Consider the following 18,780-nt stretch of genomic DNA (forward strand, 5'->3'; position numbering starts at 1 on the left):
AACCGCGCCGCGACAGCCGATCCGGATTTGCCCGAACGCCCCTCACCCGCGACCGGTTCAGCCGCCCTGAGCCATCGCCGCCCGACGGCAAGCCGCAGACGGTCGCCCGTGATCTTGGCGCGCAGGAATTTCCGCCCGCGCGGAGGTTCGCGGCCAGCCAGAAGCTCTTGGGCACACGAGGGTTCCGGCTTGAGCTGCTCCAGCTCGCCAGTGTTCCTCCGCACCGCCATTCCAGTGTGAACCGCGTCGAACCCGCGGATGTTCCGGCTCGCACCAACTCGCCCCCGCTCCGCGGCATCCGAGCGCCTGCCCGCCGTTCCATCCAGCCCGGACCCTCCACGATCCAGCGCGAGCCACCTTGCCCTGCAGGAGAAGAACCGCACCACGAAACCGACGCCCAGCTGACACCACGGCTCGCACCCCGGCCCTCCTGCCGAACGCCGCGTCCGCGCTCCAGCCACGCCCGCCCGAACGCTCGCCATTCCAGCCCTTCCGGCACAACGCAACAGCTCACGCACCAGCCAGCCAGCCGAACGCCTCGCTCACGCGCGGGCCCTGCAGCCCAACGCCACAGCTCGCGCTACGCCCCGGTCATCCGGCCAACCGCCACGCTCGCCCTCCGCCCGCCCAGGGGAACGTTCGAGTCCATTCCTTCCGACCGAACGCCACAGCTCACGCGCCGACCTCTAGCCGAACGCCACGACTCACGCTCCGCCTCAGGCCCGTGGCCACGCCTCACGCCCCGGCCCTCCAGCCCCGCGCCGCGATTCACGGTCTGGCCCTACGGCCACGCTCCGCCCCTCAGGCCCAACACCGCGAGCCCCGGCCCTCCCGCCGAACGCCACGACTCACACGCGGGCCCTCCGGTGACCTTCCGACCTTCCAGTCCAACCCCGCGATTCACGCGGTCTGGCCCGACGGTCACGCTCCACCCTCAAGCCCAACGCCACAACTCGCGCCCCGGCTCTCCGGTCACGCTCCGACCCTCCAGCCCACCGCCATGGCTCACTCCGGCCGTCCGGTCGCGCTCCCTGCGTCACGACTCACGCCCGGCCCTCCAGCCAAACGCCGCCGCACAGAAGCCCCACGGAAACCCCCGCACTCGAGGCCAAGCCGACACCGCGCCAACTCCCCAGCCGGGCCGTCGCGCACGGCAAGCCAAGCACGCCACCCGCACCACGGTCCCGAAGGCTCCCGCCGGCCACGGCATCGGCGAAAGGGCGGCCGCGCACGCTGTCCCGCCTCCGGGACAGCGTGCGCGGACCGTGGTTGCGCGCAGCGGCCAGCCTCGGTAGCGCAAGGCGGGCGCACGGAACCTTCAGGAAAGAACGGGAACTCAGCGGACAGCCAGGAGGGCAGTCCGGACGAAGTCGGTCACGAGCCCTCCTTCCGGCACAGTCACAGTCACAAGCTCAGGCAAATATCAGTGAAGTCGGCGAAGTCATTCAGTGATGCTTCAAGCATGCCCGATCCCCGCACCCGCCGCAACGGAATTTACCGCACTGTCCACAATAGACAGAACCTCAGGAGAACAGCGTGTCCAGCTTCGCCCGCACCCGGTCGAGGTCCTCGCTGTATTTCAGCACCGCACCCAGGGTGCGCGCGGCCGTCGCGGCGTCCAGTTCGTCGCGCTGGAGAGCGAGCAAAGCCCTTGCCCAGTCGAGAGATTCGGCGACACCCGGCGGTTTCAAAAGGTCCATTGCCCGCAGCCGGTGCACGGCGTCGGCGATCTGGCGCGCGAGCGTCTCGCCGATCCCGGGCAGCCGACGGCGCAGGATGCTGATTTCCCTGGCCAGATCCGGGTGCTCGAGCCAGTGGTAAAGGCACCGGCGCTTGAGCGCGTCGTGCACCTCGCGAGTCCGGTTGGACGTCAGCACGACGAGCGGCGGCTGCTCGGCCCGCACCTCGCCGTACTCCGGGATCGTGACCGTGTATTCGTCGAGCAACTGCAGGAGGAACGCCTCGAACTCGTCGTCCGCGCGATCGATCTCGTCCACCAGCAGCACACACGGCGTCGTAGTCAGCGCCTGCAGCAGCGGACGCGCGAGCAGGAAACGCTCCGTGTACAGCGAACGCTCGGCAGTTTCCGCGTCGAGCCGTCCGCCGTCGGCCGCTTCCAGGGCCCGCAGGTGCAGGAGCTGCCGAGGGAAGTCCCATTCGTAGAGCGCCTGCGCGGCGTCGATGCCCTCGTGACACTGAAGCCGCACCAACGGCCACTTCAACGCCTCGGACAAGGCCAGCGCCAGCGAGGTCTTCCCGGTGCCCGGCTCGCCTTCGCAGAAGAGCGGACGCTGCATCTGCGTCGCGAGGAAGCCCGCGGTGGCCAGCCCCTCGTCGGCAAGGTAACCGGTGGTGTCGAGGGCGGCCGCGAGCGCGTCGGGCGAGGCGAGGGACTCTGTCACGCCCCCGATCGTAGATCCGAGACCGTCAAGTTCGCCGTTCGCCGCCACCCGCCCTCCGATCCGACGGGTTCAGCCACGCTCCGTAAGCCGCCTCTGGACTGCAGCTCCAGCAAGGCACTGTGCGCCGCCGCCTCGTCCGGACAAGAGAAGCTCACTCGCCAACCCAACGAGGCCCCTGCCGGATTCCCCTCGCCGGCCGCACCGCGCACCACCGCACGATTCATCGCCGCTCCGCGCCAGGCCCGGCCAGGTCCCCGGGCCGATCGACGTCACTGCCGCTCCCGAGATCGCCGCACTCGACCAGCCGCACGTCAGCACGCCCGCGCAACCAGTCCCGCGCCCCGTGGTCCCCGCTCGCCGACCCCGCGATCTCACCCCACCAACGCCGCCCGAACAGCACCGGATGCCCGGGAACCCCCTGGTAAGCGGCCCGCACGACCGCGTCCTCGGAAGCCTCTCCGACGATCCGCTCGAGCGCCGCCGCCGGAACCCACGGCAGATCCACCAGATGCACGAGCACCGCCACCGCCGGCTCCCCGGTCAGCGATTCCAGCCCAGCCTTCAGCGACTCCCCCATCCCGTCCTGCCACCGCGGAGCGAGCACCGCAGTGACGTCCGGCGGCAAGAGCTCCCGGACCTGCTCAGCCGACGCACCGACCACCACCCGCACCGAGGCGCATCCGGCCTCGGCCAGGTTCCGCACCGCTCGCCGGACCAGCGGCTCCCCGTCGTACTCGACCAGCGCTTTGGGCCCGCCGAACCGCCTCCCCGCCCCGGCGGCGAGCAGCAGTCCGGCAACCGGTTCCGTCATCGGCGCTCCTCAGCCCTGGGCCGCACGCCCGGGCGCGACCGTGGCGAGCTCCGCCGAAATGGCGGCCGCGGTCTCGAGCAACGGCGGAACGAACTCGGTCCGGACAGTCTCGACCGACGTCCGGCTCGCGTGCGTCGAGATGTTGACCGCGGCGACCGCGCGCCCCGCCCGGTTGCGAATTGGCGCGGCGACCGAGCGAAGGCCTTCTTCGAGTTCCTGGTCGACCATCGCCCAGCCCTGCTCCCGGACCTTGGCCAGCTCGGCTTCGAGCGCGGTGCGGTGGGTGAGAGTGTGCGGGGTCAGCCGGTCGAGGTCGGCGACGATGAAATAGGCGTTGAGTTCGGTCCGGTCCATGTCGGCGAGCAGCACGTGCCCCATCGACGTGGCATGCGCGGGGAACCGCGTGCCGACGTTGATGCTCACCGTCATGATCCGCGACACCGCGACGCGCGCGACGTACACGATGTCGGCGATCTCCAGCACCGACACCGAACTCGACTCGTGCACCTCCGCCGACAGCCGCTCCAGGTGCGGTTGCGCGATCTCGGCCAGGCTGAGGCTGGACAGGTACGCGTAGCCGAGTTCCAGCACGCGCGCGGTGAGCGAGAAGTACTTCCCGTCGGTGCGGACGTAGCCGAGGTCCACGAGCGTGAGCAGGAACCGGCGCGCGGCCGCACGGGTCAGCCCGGTGGCACGTGCGACGTCGCTGAGCGTCGGATGCGGTGCCTCGGCGCTGAACGCCTTGATCACCGCCAGCCCGCGTTCCAGCGACTGCACGTGGTGCGCACCGCGTTCGGCCTGGTCGTCGGATTCCATGCGGCGAACCCTATCCGGCCGGCGGCTGGGCGGTGGGTTCTCCCAGCTCCGCGAGGACGCGCTGGGCGATGCCGATCGCGGTGTTCGCCGCCGGCACCCCCGCGTAGACGCCGGTGTGCAGCAGGACCTCGCGGATCTCGTCCGCGGTGAGCCCGTTGCGCACCGCCGCGCGGACGTGCATCGCCAGCTCGTCGTGGCAGTGCAGCGCGGTGAGCGCGGCCAGCGTGATGCAGCTGCGGGTCCGCCGGTCGAGGCCGTCGCGCGTCCACACCGAACCCCATGCCGCTTCGGTGATGTACTCCTGGAACGGCTTGCTGAACTCGGTGGTCCGCGCGACCGCCCGGTCGACATGTTCGTCGCCGAGCACCTCGCGGCGCACCCGCATGCCCGCCTCGTAGCGGTCTCCGGTCACTGGCCCTCCGTGATCCGCTCGAGGATCAGCCGGGTGAATTCCTCCGGCTGTTCATAGCTGCCCAGGTGCGCGGCGGAAGCGACGACCTCGAGCCGGGCGCCGGGGATCCCGTCCGCGATGGCCTTCCCGTGCGGTTCGGCGGGCGTCGACGGGTCTTCCGCACCCGCGATCACCAGCGTCGGGACGGAGATCTTCGGCAGGTCGCCGGTGAGGTCCATCCGCTCGATCACCTCGCAGCAGCCGGCGTACCCCTCGTCAGGCTGGGCCTCGATCATCTCGCGCAGGTACGCGACTTGGTCCGGATGCGCCTGCGCGTAGCCCGGCGTGACCCAGCGCCCGACGCCTGCTTCCGCGACCGCCTTGGTGCCCTCCGCCCGCACGAGGCGTGCGCGATCGACCCACATCTCGGGCGGCCCGAGCCGCGCTGACGTGCAGCACAGCGTGAGGCTCGCCAGCCGTTCCGCGGCGTGCGCGCCGAGCCACATCCCGGTCATCCCGCCGAGCGACAGACCGACGAAATGCGCGCGCTCGACGCCGAGGTCGTCGAGCAACCCCAGCACGTCGCCGCCCAGATCAGCCAGGTCGTACGGCCCCGGCGGCACCGGCGACGACCCGTGGCCGCGCGTGTCGTACCGAACCACGCGGAATCCGCGTTCGGTCAACGGCGCGACCTGCGGCTCCCACATCCGGTGGTCGCTGCCGATCGAGTTGGAGAACACCACCACCGGACCCGCCTCCGGGCCTTCGACGACCCGGTGCACCCGGACACTGCTCACGTTTGAACCTCCACAATGGACACGGCCGGTCAGGCCGCGAAGAACACCGTCTCGCCTTCGCCTTGCAAACGCACGTCGAACCGGTAGTCGACACCCTCCTTCTTGGCCAGCAACGTATCCCGTCGTTCCGCGGGAACGCTCGCCAGCACGGCGTCGCCGGCGTTGTCCTGGTCCTCGAAGTAAATGCGCGTGACGACCCGGTTCAGCAGCCCGCGGGCGAACACCGACACGTCGATGTGCCGCGCCTGCGGAGCCCCGGACGCGTCCGGCACGATGCCGGGCAGCACCGTGAGAATCCGGTACTGGCCCTGGTCGTCGGTCGGGCACCGGCCGAATCCGCGGAACGGAGCGGCGGGCTTGCCGCGCGGGTCGTCGGGGTGGTCGAACCCGCCGTCCGGATCGGCCTGCCACGTCTCGATCATCGCGTCGGGGACCGGGTTTCCCGCGCCGTCGTACACCCCGCCGCGGATCCACACCGCGCCTTCGGTGCCTTCCGGGACCACGAACGGCCCGTCGTCCCACGGCAGTCCGATGGACAGGTACGGCCCGACGGTCTGCGAGGGCGTGCTTTCCAACCTCACTCGTCCTCCTCCTCGTCCTCGAACACCGACTGCTCGCGCCCGCGCACCACGATGTCGAACTGGAACGCCAGCGCCCATTCTTCCTCGGTGCGGTCGAGGTCGAACCGGGAGATCATCCGCTGCCGCGCCTTCTCGTCCGGAATGGAGTTGAAGATCGGGTCCTGCGAGAACAGCGGATCGTCCGGGAAGTACATCTGGGTGACGAGCCGCTGGGTGAACGCCGAGCCGAACACCGAGAAGTGGATGTGCGCGGGACGCCAGGCGTTGTCGTGGTTCTTCCACGGATACGCGCCGGGCTTGATGGTGGTGAACTCGTAGCGCCCGTCGTCGTCGGTCAGCGTGCGGCCGAGCCCGTCGAAGTTCGGGTCGAGCGGGGACGGCCAGCGGTCGCCGGTGTGCCGGTAGCGGCCGCCCGCGTTGGCCTGCCAGATCTCCACGAGCGAGTTGCGGATCGGCCGCCCGTCGCCGTCGAGAAGCCTGCCGGTGACGATGATCCGCTGGCCCTGCGGCTCGCCCGCGTGCTGGCGGGTGAGGTCGTTGTCGAACTCGCCGAGCCGCCCCGGGCCGAGCAGCGGACCGGTGACCTCGGTGAGCATCTGCGGCAGCAGGACCAGCGGCTGCTTCGGATGCCGCAGCGCGGTGGACCGGTACGGCGCGTAGTCGAGCGGCGGGTGGGTGCCGTCCGGATCGGGCCGGTACTGCGGCAGGCGCCGGTCGGTCGGTGTGGCCACGATGCCTCCCCTTTCTCAGCGATTCTCGAGCACGACAGCGAGACCTTGGCCGACGCCAATGCAGATCGCCGCGAGGCCCCAGCGACCGCCGGTGCGGCGGAGCTGGTGCGCCAGCGTGCCGATGATCCGGCCGCCGGACGCGCCGAGCGGGTGCCCGATCGCGATGGCCCCGCCGTTGACGTTGACGATCTCCGGGTCCAGCTTCGACCATTCTTTCAGGCAGGCCAGCGATTGCGCCGCGAACGCCTCGTTGAGTTCCACCGCCGCGAGGTCGTCCCAGCCGATGCCGGCCCGTTCCAGCGCGATTTCCGCGGCGCGCACCGGGCCGATGCCGAACACGTCCGGGTCGACCCCCGCGGCGCCGCGTCCGGCGATCCGGGCCAGCGGCGTCTTGCCGAGCCGCTCGGCCGCGGCCTCGTCGCCGAGCAGCAACGCCGACGCACCGTCGTTCAGCGGCGACGCGTTGCCCGCCGTGACGGTGCCGTTTTCCTTGCGGAACACCGTTTTCAGCTTCGCGAGCTTCTCGGGCGAGGAGTCCGGGCGGATGCCCTCGTCCCGGGTCAGCTCGACGCCTTCGACCGGAACCACATGGTCGTCGTAGAAGCCCTCGTCCCACGCCCGCGCGGCGTTCACGTGACTGCGCGCGGCGAACGCGTCCTGCTCTTCTCGGCCGATGCCGTAACGCTCGGCGAGCAGTTCGGTCGACTCGCCGAGGGAAACCGTCCATTGCGACGGCATCGCCGGGTTGACCATCCGCCAGCCGAGCGCCGTGTTGTACAGCGTCTGATTGCCGCCCGGGAAAGCCTTGTCCGGCTTCGGCATCACCAGCGGCGAGCGGCTCATCGACTCGACGCCGCCCGCGACCGCCAGCGACGCGTCGCCGACCTGGATCGCCCGGCTCGCCTGCATGGTCGCTTCGACGCCGGACCCGCACAGCCGGTTCACCGTCGCGCCGGGCACCGAGGTCGGCCATCCGGCGAGGAGCAGGGCCATCCGCGCCACGTTGCGGTTGTCCTCGCCCGCCCCGTTGGCGTCGCCGAGCAGCACTTCGTCCACAGTGGACGGATCGAGGCCGTTGCGCTCGGCCAGCGCCCGCAGGACACCCGCGGCCAGGTCGTCAGGACGCACTCCGGAAAGGGCGCCGCCGTAGCGCCCGAAGGGAGTGCGGATCGCGTCGAGGATGTATGCGTCGCTCATTCGCCGGCCTTCTTCAGTTCGCGGAGCAGGGTCAGTTCGCGTTCGGTGGGCGCGGGGGTGGTCTTGAGGTCCGCGGCCGTCTTCAGTGTCCACCCCGTCGCTTCCACGACCTGGTCCAGCTCGACCCCGGGGTGCAGTTCGGTGAGCGTGAGCTCCGCGGTTTCCGGGTCGGGCCGCATCAGGCCGAGGTCGGTGACCACGAGCGTCGGCCCGGCTCCGCGCAGGCCGAGCCGTTCGCGGTCGCCGCGCCCGGAGCCGTGGCCGAACGACGTCACGAAGTCGACCTTGTCCACGAACGTCCGCTTGCTCTGCCGCAGCACGACGAATACTTCCTTGCAGGACGCGGCGATCTCCGGCGCCCCGCCCGCGCCGGGCAGGCGCACCTTCGGATCGCGGTAGTCGGAACCGATGACCGTGGTGTTGATGTTGCCGAATTTGTCGAGCTGCGCGGCACCGAGGAACCCGACGTCGATCCGGCCGGGCTGCAACCAGTAGTTGAACACCTCGGGCACGCTGACGACCGCGTCGGCGGTGTCGGCCAGTTCGCCGTCGCCGATCGACAGCGGCAGCCTGCTGGGTTTCGCGCCGAGACAACCCGATTCGTAGATCAGCGTGAGGTTCGGGGCGTGCGTGCGCCGGGCCAGGTTCGCCGCCGTGCTGGGCAATCCGATCCCGACGAAGCACGACATGCCCTCGCCGAGCGCGCGGGCCGCGGCGATGCTCATCATCTCGTCAGCGGTGTACTCGCTCATGCCTTCACCCCGGTCAGGTCGTTCAGCCACTTGGCGAATTCCTCGCGGTCCCGCCCGATCTCGTCCCACGCTTGATACGCCGCGTTGTCCCGCTCGTAGTACCCGGCGGCATAGGACGGCGCCGCGCCGCGCGGCACCTCGGCCACCGCGGTGACCGCCCAGGACGGAAGGACCAGTGCGCCCGGCCGCGGCTCCAGCTCGTTCACGACCTCCTCGACGGTGACCAGCGACCGCTTCGCCGCGAGCACCGCTTCCTTCTGCACCCCCGCGATGCCCCACAGCTGAACGTTGCCCGCCCGGTCGGCCCGCTGTGCGTGCACGATCGTGACGTCCGGGTTCAGCGCGGGCACCGCGGTGAGCTGCTCGCCGGTGAACGGACAGGTGATCGGCTTGATCGTGTCCGTCTGCGCGGGCAGATCGGTGCCGGTGTAGCCGCGCAGCACGGCGAACGGCAACCCGGAAGCTCCTGCGACATAACGGTTCGCCATGCCCGCGTGGCTGTGTTCCTCGATCTCCAGCGGCGCCGGCCACGCGTGCTGCACGGCGTCGCGGAACCGGTGCAGCGAGCCGACCCCGGGGTTGCCGCCCCACGAGAAGATCAGCTTGCTCGCACACCCCGCGCCGATGAGCTGGTCGTAGACGATGTCCGGCGTCATCCGCACGAGCGTGAGGTTCCGCCTGCCCTGACGGATGATCTCGTGCCCGGCCGCCACGGGGATGAGGTGCGTGAAGCCCTCGAGAGCGACGGTGTCTCCGTCGTGCACCAGCTCGGCGACCGCCTCGCCGAGCGACAGCACCCTTGCCATCACGAGCCCTTCCGTCTGGATCTTCCTGCTTCTGCCGTTCCGTGCTAGCGTGTTCGCATAGCGCACAGAAGTTCTACATGAGAACATAGCACGATCCGGCCGCCCGTGGGAGTGCCAAAGGGTGAAGCGGACGTCCGGAGAGACGGCACAAGACAACGCCAGGTTTTGCGGCTTCGAGGGAGATGAGGTGAGGCGATAAGACAACACGGTGCGCTAGGGGTCGGCGAACGGGTTTCGCGGCAAGCACAGAGCGGAGCAGTCGGCGGCAGACCGGATTTCGTTGCGTGGTACCGCAATGCGGAATCCGGGCGCTGTCGGCGTCGGCGAAGTTCTGTCGCGGCTGGACGCTCCGTCGCAGCTCAGGCGGGTGTCCGGCGGTGAGCGCGCCGCGAACCTCGCTCGAGCGGCACGGTCGGCATTAGGCTGCTCCGCATGCCGAAGATCGCTGTCACCCGCTGGATCCCGGACGAGGCCGTGCAGGTGCTCGGCGAAGCAGGCGAAGTCGAGATCTCGCCAGAGGACCGGCCGCTCACGCCCGAGGAACTGCGGAAGTTCGTCGCCGGATCGGCCGCGGTGGTGTCGATGCTGCACGACCGGATCGACGGCTCAGTCGCGGACGCGGCGGGTCCCGGACTGAAGGTCGTCGCGAACGTCGCGGTGGGCTACGACAACGTGGAGGTCAGTGCACTGGCCGAGCGCGGGGTCGTGGTCACCAACACGCCGGGCGTGCTCACCGACGCCACCGCGGACCTCGCGTTCGGGTTGCTGCTGGCCGTCTCGCGGCGGCTCGGCGAAGGCGAACGTTTGCTGCGCGCACGGCAGCCGTGGTCGTTCCACCTCGCCTTCCTTCTCGGGTCCGGCTTGCAGGGCAAGACGCTCGGCATCGTCGGGCTCGGGCAGATCGGCCGTGCGGTGGCGCAACGAGCGGCGGCGTTCGGGATGCGGGTCGTCTACTCCGGACGGTCGGCGAAACCGGACTTCGACGGCGAGTTCGTGTCGTTTGACGAACTGCTGCGGCGTTCCGACTTCGTGTCGCTGCACTGTCCGCTGACTCCCGAGACCCGGCACCTAGTCGACGCGAACGCGTTGCGGGCGATGAAGCCGACCGCGTACCTGGTGAACACCACGCGCGGTCCGGTGGTCGACGAGTCGGCGCTGGCCGACGCGCTCGAAGCCGGTGAGATCGCGGGCGCGGCGCTGGACGTGTTCGAAAAGGAGCCGGACGTCGAACCTCGGTTGCTGGACCGCGACGGCGTGGTGCTGACACCGCATCTCGGGTCGGCGACGGTGGAAACGCGGACGGCGATGGCGGTCTTGGCCGCACGCAATGTCGTCTCAGTGCTCGCCGGTGCCGAACCGCTGACGGAAGTGGGCCGATGACGCGGGTCGTGATCGCACCGGACAAGTTCAAGGGAAGCCTGACCGCGGTCGAGGCGACGGATGCGATCGCGCAGGGCGTGCGCGATGCGTTGCCGGACGCCGAGATCTCCGCGTGCCCAGTCGCCGACGGCGGCGAAGGGACGTTGGAGGTGCTCGAGAACGCGGGCGGCACCATGGTGCGGTTGTCAGTGCGAGGTCCGCTCGCCGATCCGGTCGAGGCGAGGTACGTGCTGCTTGACGGCACGGCCTACGTCGAGTCGGCGCGAGCGTGCGGGATCGAGTTCGTGACGCCGAGCCGGGAAGTCGCGTTGGCCGCGCACACGTGGGGCGTCGGCGAGTTGCTGAACGACGCCCTCGCTCGCGGAGCACGGCGACTCGTGCTGACCGTCGGCGGTACCGCTAGCACCGACGGCGGGGCGGGAATGCTGGCTGCGCTGGGTGCCAAAGTCCTCGACGCTTCCGGCGCACCGGTTGGTCTCGGCGGCGGGTCGCTGGCACAGGTGGCGCGCGTCGACCTGAGCCCTGCGCGCGAACGGCTCGGCACTGTGCCGGTCGCGGTCGCGACGGACGTGACGAATCCGCTCCTCGGCGCGAACGGTGCGGCGGCCGTGTTCGGTCCGCAGAAGGGGGCCGACCCGGACGACGTCCGTGCGCTCGACGAAGCACTGTCACACTGGGCGAAAGCGCTTGTGCGGGCTGGCGCGCGCGACGTCTCCGACCTTGCCGGAGCCGGGGCTGGCGGAGGTGTCGCGGCGGGAGCGATCGCGGGTTTCGGCGCGACGGTCGAGTCCGGCTTCGACCTGATTGCCGGCCTGACCGGCGTCGACACCGCTCTGACCGGCGCGGACTTGGTGATCACCGGCGAAGGCTCGCTGGACGAACAATCGCTGTCGGGCAAGGCCCCGGCCGGCATCGCGGCGCGGGCCGCACGGACGGGTGTTCCGCTGCTGGTGCTCGCCGGACGGATCCAGCTGGACACGGAGGCGCTGGCCGAGCTGGGAGTCGTGGGCAGCAGCGCGCTGATCGACCACGCGCCGTCGCTGGACTACGCCCGCACCCACGCCGCGGAACTGCTGCGCGAACGGGCCGGAGTGCTAGTGCGGGACTGGCTGCGCGCCAGGTAGCAGAACGCCCCCGCGGGCAATCGCGGGAGCGCTTCTGCACAGCAACGCAGCCACGCCGTCGTCTGGACAACCCACCTTTCGGATGGCTGTGCCATCCAAGGGATCGGCCATGGAGCACCTCGCAGGACCCGCCTGCGGTGAGGCATCCGGTACCGGCGAGCGGCCCACGGGATTCAACGGACGGACACCGCCGCGCGAACCCCGTGGCCGGGTGTTGCTCGCGCAGTCCGTCAGGCGGACTGCTGCTGGGGCAGGACGGCGAAGGCGACGTCACCGGTGTCGTCCTGCTGAACGTCGAGGACCTTGTCGTCGAGCAAGGCCGCAGCCTGCGGCTCGAGGAAGACCTTCGCCCCGCCGTCGGCGCCGACGACGCGGTCGCCGTCCTCCGGTGCCGGGGCAACGGACAGTGCCAGCTGGGCACCGTCGCCTTCCATGCTCTGCAGCGCGAAGCGCAGGCCGCTCTGTTCGGAGTCACTGCCTTGTTCAGCGGTCAACGCGGTGATCGCCTCGGCGGCGGCTTCGGTAACGGTCAGCATCTTTCGGCCTTCCCTTCGTCGCAGTCGGATGCGCGCGGTCGGTTGCAGGGTGGTTTTTCACGCTAAAGGCGGCACGACGGTCGCGCAGTGTGAGCGCGAGGCCGTTGCCGCGAGGGTGGAACCTGTCACAAATACGTTTGAGATCACGATCTTCGGGCCATGGCCGACCGGATCGCGTCGGCGACCGTGCAGCCGCCGTGGTCGACCCGTTCGCCTTGTTCAGGCACCGGCCAGCCGGACCCAGCCGAGTCGGGCGACCCCGGCGCGGCATCGCCCCCGTCAGCAGACTCACCGGCGGCAGACTTCTCGCCGACAGACTCCCCGGCGGCATCGGCCGATCCCTCGAACGGCCCGCCATGCACCGGCGGACGCACCTCCGGCTGCTCCGCGGCACGCTGGCTTTCCCGAACCTCGTCGGAAGCTGATTCGGCGCGCGCCGCGGCACCAGGCGCGGACGCGCGGACCGGGTCGACGCGAGAACTCACCGCATCGGGTGGCCGACCCTCACGGAGAGTGTCGTCACCAAGATCGCGCACGGGCACCTCCCCGCAGGTCCGGATTGTTCGTGGTGAGCTACCCGAGGCGGCCTCGAGTGAAACGGGCCGAACGGCTGTCGTCGGAATCACAGGGGTTTCCTGCGGTCCGCCAGGGCATGAGCGAACGAAGGGGAGTTAGCGTCGGCACTATGACCACCACCAGGTGGAAGCCGCGCGGCCGGATCCGGATCCGTCCCCGGCGCAAAGCCAGCAGCGACCCACTCGGCGATGACGCGCTGCCGGACTTTGGCACGCTCGGCACGACTCCGAGTCACCCGGATTTCGCCGAGGCCAGCGACCAGTACCGCGCAGCCGACAACGGTCTGGCCGTACTGGTCGACGAAGTCAGCACTCGCGCCTCCTTGGACTCCGGCACCGACCACCGCAGGATGAACGCCCGTCGCCGCTCAACGGCGAATCCGAGCACCGCTCGCCAGGAAACGACCGATTGCGATCAGCTCCCGCCGAATCCTGGACAGGCCAGTCGCCGCCCGACGGCCAACGCCACCGCCTCTCGCCACGAAACGGCAACTGCCTCCGCACCCTCGCGACCGCCAGCCGCCGGAGCCGAAACCATCAGCCACGACCGGGTGCGCGACCCGAGCATCAATCGCCATAAATCGGCAATCAACGACGACGAGCTGCGACGGTCCGACCCCGCCGGACGCCACCCAACGACCGCCACGGACCCCCGTCGCCCTCGGCCAGCGAGTGGCGACGCCGGACTGCCGCGTTCGGACGCAAGCGACGTGCCCGCCAGTCGCCACTCAACGGCGAATCCGAACGAGCCAGCAGCGGCGAAAACCTCCGACCTCCTGTCGCCAAAAACCGGCAACAACCTCGCCGCCGCAGCCACCCGCCCGCCGCGACCTGCGACGGATCTCGAAACCGGCCCCGCCCACGGCCAGCCCCACCAGAGTCCGGCCGCGAGCCCCGCCACGCGTCTGGCACCGCAGAGCGTCCATCGGCCAACCCGCCCCGACAAACGCACCGCACGTCGCGAGATCGGAGGACACGCCGCCTGGTATCTCGCCGCGGGGGTCGTCACCACCGGGCTGCAGGCAGTCCTCTTCCTCGTCTTCCGGCCGGAAATCGGCGCGCAATGGGCGAATCTCGTCGCGCTCGCGATCACGACGGCGGGCAACACCGAGTTCCACCGGCGTGTCACTTTCGCCAGCCGGAGCAGTCGCGCGGGCAAGCGGCATCTGCAGGACCTCGTCACTTTCGCCTTCTACGCAGGCTACGGATCGGTCGTCCTCGCGGCCCTCGACGCCGTCGTCGCGCATCCCTCGGCCGGGCAGCAGACCGCCGCGCTTCTCGCGGCCAGTTTCGTCGGCGGGGTCGTCCGGTTCGCCGTTCTGCGGTGGTGGGTTTTCGCCCGGGCGCGGCGTGACGGCGAGCCACAAGATCACCAACGGTAGTGGAACCCGTTCTACCCGCAGTGCGACCACTCTCAGTTGAGCTACCCGGCTATCACTCTTCGTGACGCGCAAAATCGGACATCCGCACATGCTGCGAGGCCGGATTCGTACTGTGCGTCGGCTGGTCTCGTTTGTGTCAAGACCGCTGCTGCTAACGGGGTATTCGTAGTTGAAATGTGGACGGTCGGCCTCCGGCCGCTTAAGGTTACGGAGCGTCGCAACGATCGCAGTGCTCGCCCGGTTCAATCGGAGTACTTGCGACCGCAACATCACAGAGTGTTGACCCCAAGACAAGCGACGGTCGCAGGGTTGCCGGGGAGACGACCATGACAGCACCGTCAAAGACGTCCCGTACTGCGGTGTCCGGCGTCGCGGGCTACGTGAGCCCTTCGACGCTGCCCCGGTCCGGCGGACGCCTGACCAAAGAAGACCTCGACCCGCTGGTACGCGCCGCGGGGCAGGGCGATCAAGCCGCGATCGCCGACCTGCTGCACGTGCTCCGCCCCGTCGTCGCCCGCTACTGCCGGGCCCGGATGGGCGGCCGCGACCTCTCTTACCTCGCCGCCGACGACGTCGCGCAGGACGTCTGCATGGCCGTCCTCAAGGCCCTTCCCGACTACCAGGACCGCGGCGGCTCCTTCCTCTACCTCGTGCACGCGATCGCGGCCAACAAGGTCGCCGACGCCTACCGGGCCGTCGCGCGCGACCGGTCCGAGCCGGTGCCCGAACTCCCGGAGCACCCGCTCTCCGGCGGCAACGAGCCGGAATCGCACGCGCTGCGCCTCGACCTCGGCAGCCGTCTGCAGGAGCTGCTCACCCGCCTCGCCCCGCTGCAGCAGGAGATCCTGGCGCTGCGGATCGTCGTCGGCCTCAGCGCTAACGAGACGGCCGAAACGCTGGGCATTTCGCCCGGCAACGTCCGGGTCACGCAGCACCGCGCGCTGTCCAAGCTCCGCGAGATGGTGCAGGGCCAGGACTTCTGAGTCGTTTCGTCACTCGAACGGCTGGAACGCCGCCGCGGACCGCCGAATCGGTCGACAGGCTCTGCTTCGCACGGCACTCTGGTTTTAGCCCGCCGCATCTTTCAGTTCATATACGCGTGCCGCCGTGCGCTCGAAGACCTCCAGACGTTCCGGGTCGCTCAGCCCGCCGGTCAGCGACACCGCCGCGTCCAGTACGACTTCGTACGCTGCCGCCAGTTCGCACACTGGCCAGTCGGAGCCGAACATGACCCGGTTCGCGCCGAACGACTCGAACACGTGGTCTGCGTAGCGGCGCAGATGGCCCACCTGCCATTCGCGCCAGTCGGCTTCCGTCACCAAGCCGGACAGCTTGCAGTGCACGTTGCCGTGCGCGGCCAGCGACGCCACGCCGTCCGCCCACGGCTGCCATTCGCCGGCCGCGATGCCAGGCTTCGCGGCGTGGTCGAGGACCAGCCGCAAGTCCGGCAACCGCTCGGCGACCTGCCGGGCGGCGGCGAGCTGTGCCGGTGCCACGAGCAGGTCGTAGACCAGGCCCGCGTTGCCGACCGCGGTCAGGCCGCGCAGGATCTCCGGGCGCAGCAGCCAGTCCGGGTCCGGCACGTCCTCGACCTGGTGCCGGATGCCGACCAGCGGGCCTAGTTCGCGCAGCCGGGCGAGCCGGTCGGCTACGTCCGGGGCAGCGAGGTCGACCCAGCCGACGACGCCGGCCAGCAGGGGTTCGGACGCGGCTGTGGCCAGGAATTCCTCGGTTTCCGCCTCGTCCGAGACGGTCTGCACCAGCACGGTCGCGTGGACGCCCGCCGCGGTGGCCACCGTGCGCAGATCGTCGACGGTGTACGGCTTGCGGATCGGAGCCAGCGCGTCGCCGGACATCCACGGGTATTCGCGGCGCGCCGGGTCCCACAGGTGGTGGTGCGAGTCGATCACTGGGCTCCTCCGGACGCGACGGGGCGGGCGGCCGACCGCAGGAGGCCGGCGTCGGCGAGGTCGTCCCACAGTACGGGCGGCACGTTCGCCGCTGCCCGGCGAACGTTCAGCGACACCTGCTCGGCGTCGTGTGCGCCGACGACCACCGACACCACTGCCGGGTGCGTTCGCGGTAACGCCAGCGCGGCCTCGGGCAGCGAAACACCGTGTCGCGCACAGATTTCCGCGATCTTCTGAGCCTTTTCCACGAGATCCGCGGGCGCGGCCGCGTAATCGTAAATCGCACCGGGTTGCTCAGTGGCGAGGATTCCGCCGTTGAACACGCCGCCGGCCACGACACCGACGCCGCGTTCGACGCACAGCGGCAGCAACTCGTCCAACGCCGGCTGGTTCAGCAAGGTGTACCGGCCAGCCATCAGGACGTGGTCAAGATCGAACCGGCGCACGAATTCCGCCAGCATCGGCGCCTGGTTCATCCCGGCCCCGATCGCCCCCACGACGCCCTGCTCGCGCAACTCCAGCAACGCCGGGAACGCACCCGAAACTGCTTCCTCGAAATGCTCGTCCGGATCGTGCACGTACACGAGATCAATGCGGTCGAGCCCCAGCCGGTCCAAGCTCGACTCCAGCGAACGCCACACCCCGTCGCGGCTGAAATCCCACCGGCGGCGGTAAGTGGCGGGAACGTCGAAGCCCTGGTCGTCACGTTCGCCGGGGGCCACCGCACGCGGTTCCAGCACTCTCCCGACTTTCGTGGACAGGACGTACTCGGCTCGCGGATACGCCGCCAGCGCGGCCCCGAGCCGTCGTTCGGACAGTCCGAGCCCGTAGTGCGGCGCGGTGTCGAAGTAGCGAATCCCCTCGTCCCACGCCCGCCGCACGCTCGCCGCGGCGATCTCGTCCGGCACCGCGTGGTAGAGGTTGCCCAGTTGCGCGCCGCCGAGTCCCAGCGGAGGAAGGTCCACGGTCACGCCTCCGCCGGGAGTTGCCACACCAGCCCGAGGCCGTGCGCGACGTCCGAACGGTCGAGGTCGAGCAGTTCGTTGATCCGTTTCTGCCACGCGATGTCGGCCGGATCGTCGGCGAGTTTCGCGCGCATCTGCTCGAAATCGTCCACCTCGACGAAGTGGAACAGGTCGAGCCCGTCGCGCCAGATCCGCCACGAACGCACGCCGGCGCGGCGCAGCGCGGCGTCCAGATCCGCCGGGATCACCGCGTGCACCTCCTCGTAGGTTTTCTCCATTCCGGGCTTGAGCCGGGTGCGCAAGGCGACCGTTTGCGGCGCCGGGCCGTGGGTCATCGTTCCTCCTGACGGGAGTCGTGGCACGCTGTTAGGGGTAAACATCCGAGGTCTCTGCAGGGAGGGCGGTCCCGATGCCCGTCACCGATGTCGCGATCGACAAGATCAAGGACATGATCATTTCGGGCGAGCTGGCTCCGGGCGACCGGCTCCCCAAGGAGGCCGAGCTCGCGCAGCGGCTGGGGCTGTCCCGCAGTTCGCTGCGGGAGGCGGTGAAGGCGCTGTGCCTGATCCGGGTGCTGGACGTGCGCCAGGGCGACGGCACCTACGTCACCAGCCTGGAACCGAACCTGCTGCTCGACGCGATGACCTTCGTCGTCGACTTCCACCGCGACGACACCGTGCTCGATTTCCTTGCCGTGCGGCGGATCCTGGAACCGGCGGCCACCGCGATGGCGGCGCTGCACATGCGCGACGAGGACGTCGCCGAACTCGGCGAGCTGCTCGGAGAGCTGGAGGAATCGCCGACCGTCGAGGCACTGGTGGCCAACGATTTGCAGTTCCACCGCAAAATCGCGGACGGTTCGGGCAATCCGGTGCTGTGTTCGCTGCTCGAAAGTCTCTCCGGCCCGACCGCGCGAGCCCGCATCTGGCGCGGCCTCACCCAGGAGGGCGCGGTTGCCCGGACCCGGGAACAACACGCCGCGATCTACGACGCGATCGCCGCACGCGAACCGGAACTGGCCCGCTCGTGGGCGACGGTGCACGTCGCCGGAGTGGAACAGTGGCTGCGAAGCACCCTGGTCGAGGACGCCGCGGCCGGCGACGAGGCTGAGCCTGCCGCCTCCTGATCGGACGGCGTCGGTTCCTATGCGGACAGCTGTTCCTGAACGGCTTGATGCGGTGACGGGTCCCTTCATTCCTTGGTGCTCGGAGTGAAGGGACCCTTTGCTCGTGCTCGATTGGCGTGACGGGGACTTTCGCGCCTGCACGGCGGTGATGAGGGGACCCTTCACGTCAGGACGTTCGAAGCGAAGGGACCCCTCGCTCCCATCTAGCTGGAGCGAGGGGGACTTTCGCGTCGATCGTGCGGTGGGGAACGGCGAGTGCCGAACCCGGAAAGGCGAAAGGACCCGTCGTACGCGCAGGGCCGAAACGCAGGGAACTCGTTCGCTGGCTGGCGGGATGAAGGGGCCCTTCACGAACCTCCTCGCGATGCCACCCACCGCACCGGTCACCGCGCCATCCGACCGGCCGATCACCACACCGGCCAGCGAGCCACTCACACCGACCGCACCAGCCAACCGGCTAATCACCAGACCAGTCACCGAGCTACCCCGGCCGACAAC

General features: G+C 69.9%; 19 protein-coding genes. 5 read left to right on the top strand and 14 right to left on the bottom strand.

The features are described 5' to 3' along the window. Positions 1 to 1,523: 1,523 nt before the first annotated feature. The 10 genes from F9C11_RS39865 to F9C11_RS39910 all read right to left on the bottom strand — a co-directional run bounded on the left by F9C11_RS39865 (position 1,524) and on the right by F9C11_RS39910 (position 9,284). Complete coding sequence (locus F9C11_RS39865) at positions 1,524 to 2,402, bottom strand: MoxR family ATPase (RefSeq protein ID WP_051172312.1); 879 nt, start codon at positions 2,400 to 2,402, stop codon at positions 1,524 to 1,526. A gap of 220 nt (positions 2,403 to 2,622) precedes the next feature. Next, positions 2,623 to 3,213, bottom strand: a complete 591-nt coding sequence (locus F9C11_RS39870; RefSeq protein WP_409182498.1) for an NTP transferase domain-containing protein — start codon at positions 3,211 to 3,213, stop codon at positions 2,623 to 2,625. A gap of 9 nt (positions 3,214 to 3,222) precedes the next feature. After that, positions 3,223 to 4,029 carry an IclR family transcriptional regulator C-terminal domain-containing protein gene (locus tag F9C11_RS39875; protein ID WP_409182499.1) on the bottom strand — a complete coding sequence of 269 codons (807 nt, stop codon included), beginning with the start codon at positions 4,027 to 4,029 and terminating at the stop codon, positions 3,223 to 3,225. A 10-nt stretch (positions 4,030 to 4,039) separates the two neighbouring features. Further along, positions 4,040 to 4,441 (bottom strand): 4-carboxymuconolactone decarboxylase, encoded by a 402-nt coding sequence (pcaC, locus tag F9C11_RS39880; RefSeq protein ID WP_009074285.1) that lies wholly within the window; start codon positions 4,439 to 4,441, stop codon positions 4,040 to 4,042. After that, a complete protein-coding gene (gene pcaD, locus F9C11_RS39885; RefSeq protein WP_409182500.1) occupies positions 4,438 to 5,217 on the bottom strand; it encodes a 3-oxoadipate enol-lactonase in 780 nt (259 codons plus the stop codon). Before pcaD ends, pcaC begins: the two co-directional genes overlap by 4 nt. 29 nt (positions 5,218 to 5,246) lie before the next feature. Further along, positions 5,247 to 5,798, bottom strand: a complete 552-nt coding sequence (gene pcaG, locus F9C11_RS39890) for a protocatechuate 3,4-dioxygenase subunit alpha (RefSeq protein WP_409182501.1) — start codon at positions 5,796 to 5,798, stop codon at positions 5,247 to 5,249. Then, entirely contained in the window at positions 5,795 to 6,529 is a 735-nt protein-coding gene (gene pcaH, locus F9C11_RS39895) for a protocatechuate 3,4-dioxygenase subunit beta (protein ID WP_409182502.1), read from the bottom strand. Before pcaH ends, pcaG begins: the two co-directional genes overlap by 4 nt. A gap of 15 nt (positions 6,530 to 6,544) precedes the next feature. Beyond that, a complete protein-coding gene (locus tag F9C11_RS39900) occupies positions 6,545 to 7,726 on the bottom strand; it encodes a thiolase family protein (protein ID WP_409182503.1) in 1,182 nt (393 codons plus the stop codon). Further along, the gene (locus F9C11_RS39905) at positions 7,723 to 8,478 is read right to left on the bottom strand and encodes a CoA-transferase subunit beta (protein ID WP_409182504.1); all 756 of its coding nucleotides are present in this window, start codon (positions 8,476 to 8,478) and stop codon (positions 7,723 to 7,725) included. Before F9C11_RS39905 ends, F9C11_RS39900 begins: the two co-directional genes overlap by 4 nt. Next, positions 8,475 to 9,284: a CoA transferase subunit A gene (locus tag F9C11_RS39910; protein WP_409182505.1), complete on the bottom strand. Its 810-nt coding sequence runs from the start codon at positions 9,282 to 9,284 to the stop codon at positions 8,475 to 8,477. The genes F9C11_RS39905 and F9C11_RS39910 overlap by 4 nt, the downstream gene beginning before the upstream one ends. 432 nt (positions 9,285 to 9,716) lie before the next feature. On the opposite strand from F9C11_RS39910, the gene F9C11_RS39915 reads away from it, so the two are divergent. Then, positions 9,717 to 10,664: a 2-hydroxyacid dehydrogenase gene (locus F9C11_RS39915; protein ID WP_409182506.1), complete on the top strand. Its 948-nt coding sequence runs from the start codon at positions 9,717 to 9,719 to the stop codon at positions 10,662 to 10,664. Continuing rightward, positions 10,661 to 11,788 carry a glycerate kinase gene (locus F9C11_RS39920; RefSeq protein ID WP_409182507.1) on the top strand — a complete coding sequence of 376 codons (1,128 nt, stop codon included), beginning with the start codon at positions 10,661 to 10,663 and terminating at the stop codon, positions 11,786 to 11,788. The genes F9C11_RS39915 and F9C11_RS39920 overlap by 4 nt, the downstream gene beginning before the upstream one ends. A 230-nt stretch (positions 11,789 to 12,018) precedes the next feature. On the opposite strand, the gene F9C11_RS39925 is transcribed toward F9C11_RS39920, so the two are convergent. After that, positions 12,019 to 12,324: an iron-sulfur cluster biosynthesis protein gene (locus tag F9C11_RS39925; RefSeq protein WP_409182508.1), complete on the bottom strand. Its 306-nt coding sequence runs from the start codon at positions 12,322 to 12,324 to the stop codon at positions 12,019 to 12,021. Positions 12,325 to 13,804: 1,480 nt separating this feature from the next. Between F9C11_RS39925 and F9C11_RS39930 the strand changes: the two genes are divergently transcribed. Both F9C11_RS39930 and shbA read left to right on the top strand, forming a co-directional pair. Then, complete coding sequence (locus F9C11_RS39930; RefSeq protein WP_409187081.1) at positions 13,805 to 14,281, top strand: GtrA family protein; 477 nt, start codon at positions 13,805 to 13,807, stop codon at positions 14,279 to 14,281. A gap of 326 nt (positions 14,282 to 14,607) precedes the next feature. Further along, positions 14,608 to 15,264, top strand: a complete 657-nt coding sequence (shbA, locus tag F9C11_RS39935; protein ID WP_409182509.1) for an RNA polymerase sigma factor ShbA — start codon at positions 14,608 to 14,610, stop codon at positions 15,262 to 15,264. An 84-nt stretch (positions 15,265 to 15,348) separates the two neighbouring features. Here the strand turns inward: shbA and F9C11_RS39940 are convergent, their stop codons facing one another. Genes F9C11_RS39940 through F9C11_RS39950 form a run of 3 tightly spaced genes read right to left on the bottom strand, consistent with a single transcriptional unit; the run spans position 15,349 to position 17,491 of the window. Then, a complete protein-coding gene (locus tag F9C11_RS39940) occupies positions 15,349 to 16,191 on the bottom strand; it encodes an amidohydrolase family protein (protein ID WP_409182510.1) in 843 nt (280 codons plus the stop codon). Next, entirely contained in the window at positions 16,188 to 17,162 is a 975-nt protein-coding gene (locus tag F9C11_RS39945) for an aldo/keto reductase (RefSeq protein ID WP_409182511.1), read from the bottom strand. The genes F9C11_RS39940 and F9C11_RS39945 overlap by 4 nt, the downstream gene beginning before the upstream one ends. After that, positions 17,159 to 17,491, bottom strand: coding sequence for an L-rhamnose mutarotase (locus tag F9C11_RS39950; RefSeq protein ID WP_409182512.1), 333 nt, complete (start codon positions 17,489 to 17,491; stop codon positions 17,159 to 17,161). Before F9C11_RS39950 ends, F9C11_RS39945 begins: the two co-directional genes overlap by 4 nt. Positions 17,492 to 17,565: 74 nt before the next feature. On the opposite strand from F9C11_RS39950, the gene F9C11_RS39955 reads away from it, so the two are divergent. Further along, complete coding sequence (locus F9C11_RS39955) at positions 17,566 to 18,282, top strand: FadR/GntR family transcriptional regulator (RefSeq protein ID WP_409182513.1); 717 nt, start codon at positions 17,566 to 17,568, stop codon at positions 18,280 to 18,282. Positions 18,283 to 18,780 lie beyond the last annotated feature (498 nt).

The organism is Amycolatopsis sp. VS8301801F10 (genome assembly GCF_046195355.1).
In the GTDB taxonomy this organism is placed as follows: Bacteria; Actinomycetota; Actinomycetes; order Mycobacteriales; family Pseudonocardiaceae; genus Amycolatopsis.

Excerpts from the sequence above, each read along its gene's own strand:
- F9C11_RS39870 (WP_409182498.1), bottom strand. The coding sequence starts at position 3,213 with ATGACGGAACCGGTTGCCGGACTGCTGCTCGCCGCCGGGGCGGGGAGG.
- F9C11_RS39875 (WP_409182499.1), bottom strand. The coding sequence starts at position 4,029 with ATGGAATCCGACGACCAGGCCGAACGCGGTGCGCACCACGTGCAGTCG.
- F9C11_RS39900 (WP_409182503.1), bottom strand. The coding sequence starts at position 7,726 with ATGAGCGACGCATACATCCTCGACGCGATCCGCACTCCCTTCGGGCGC.
- F9C11_RS39905 (WP_409182504.1), bottom strand. The coding sequence starts at position 8,478 with ATGAGCGAGTACACCGCTGACGAGATGATGAGCATCGCCGCGGCCCGC.
- F9C11_RS39910 (WP_409182505.1), bottom strand. The coding sequence starts at position 9,284 with ATGGCAAGGGTGCTGTCGCTCGGCGAGGCGGTCGCCGAGCTGGTGCAC.
- F9C11_RS39915 (WP_409182506.1), top strand. The coding sequence starts at position 9,717 with ATGCCGAAGATCGCTGTCACCCGCTGGATCCCGGACGAGGCCGTGCAG.
- F9C11_RS39920 (WP_409182507.1), top strand. The coding sequence starts at position 10,661 with ATGACGCGGGTCGTGATCGCACCGGACAAGTTCAAGGGAAGCCTGACC.
- F9C11_RS39925 (WP_409182508.1), bottom strand. The coding sequence starts at position 12,324 with ATGCTGACCGTTACCGAAGCCGCCGCCGAGGCGATCACCGCGTTGACC.
- shbA (WP_409182509.1), top strand. The coding sequence starts at position 14,608 with ATGACAGCACCGTCAAAGACGTCCCGTACTGCGGTGTCCGGCGTCGCG.
- F9C11_RS39950 (WP_409182512.1), bottom strand. The coding sequence starts at position 17,491 with ATGACCCACGGCCCGGCGCCGCAAACGGTCGCCTTGCGCACCCGGCTC.
- F9C11_RS39955 (WP_409182513.1), top strand. The coding sequence starts at position 17,566 with ATGCCCGTCACCGATGTCGCGATCGACAAGATCAAGGACATGATCATT.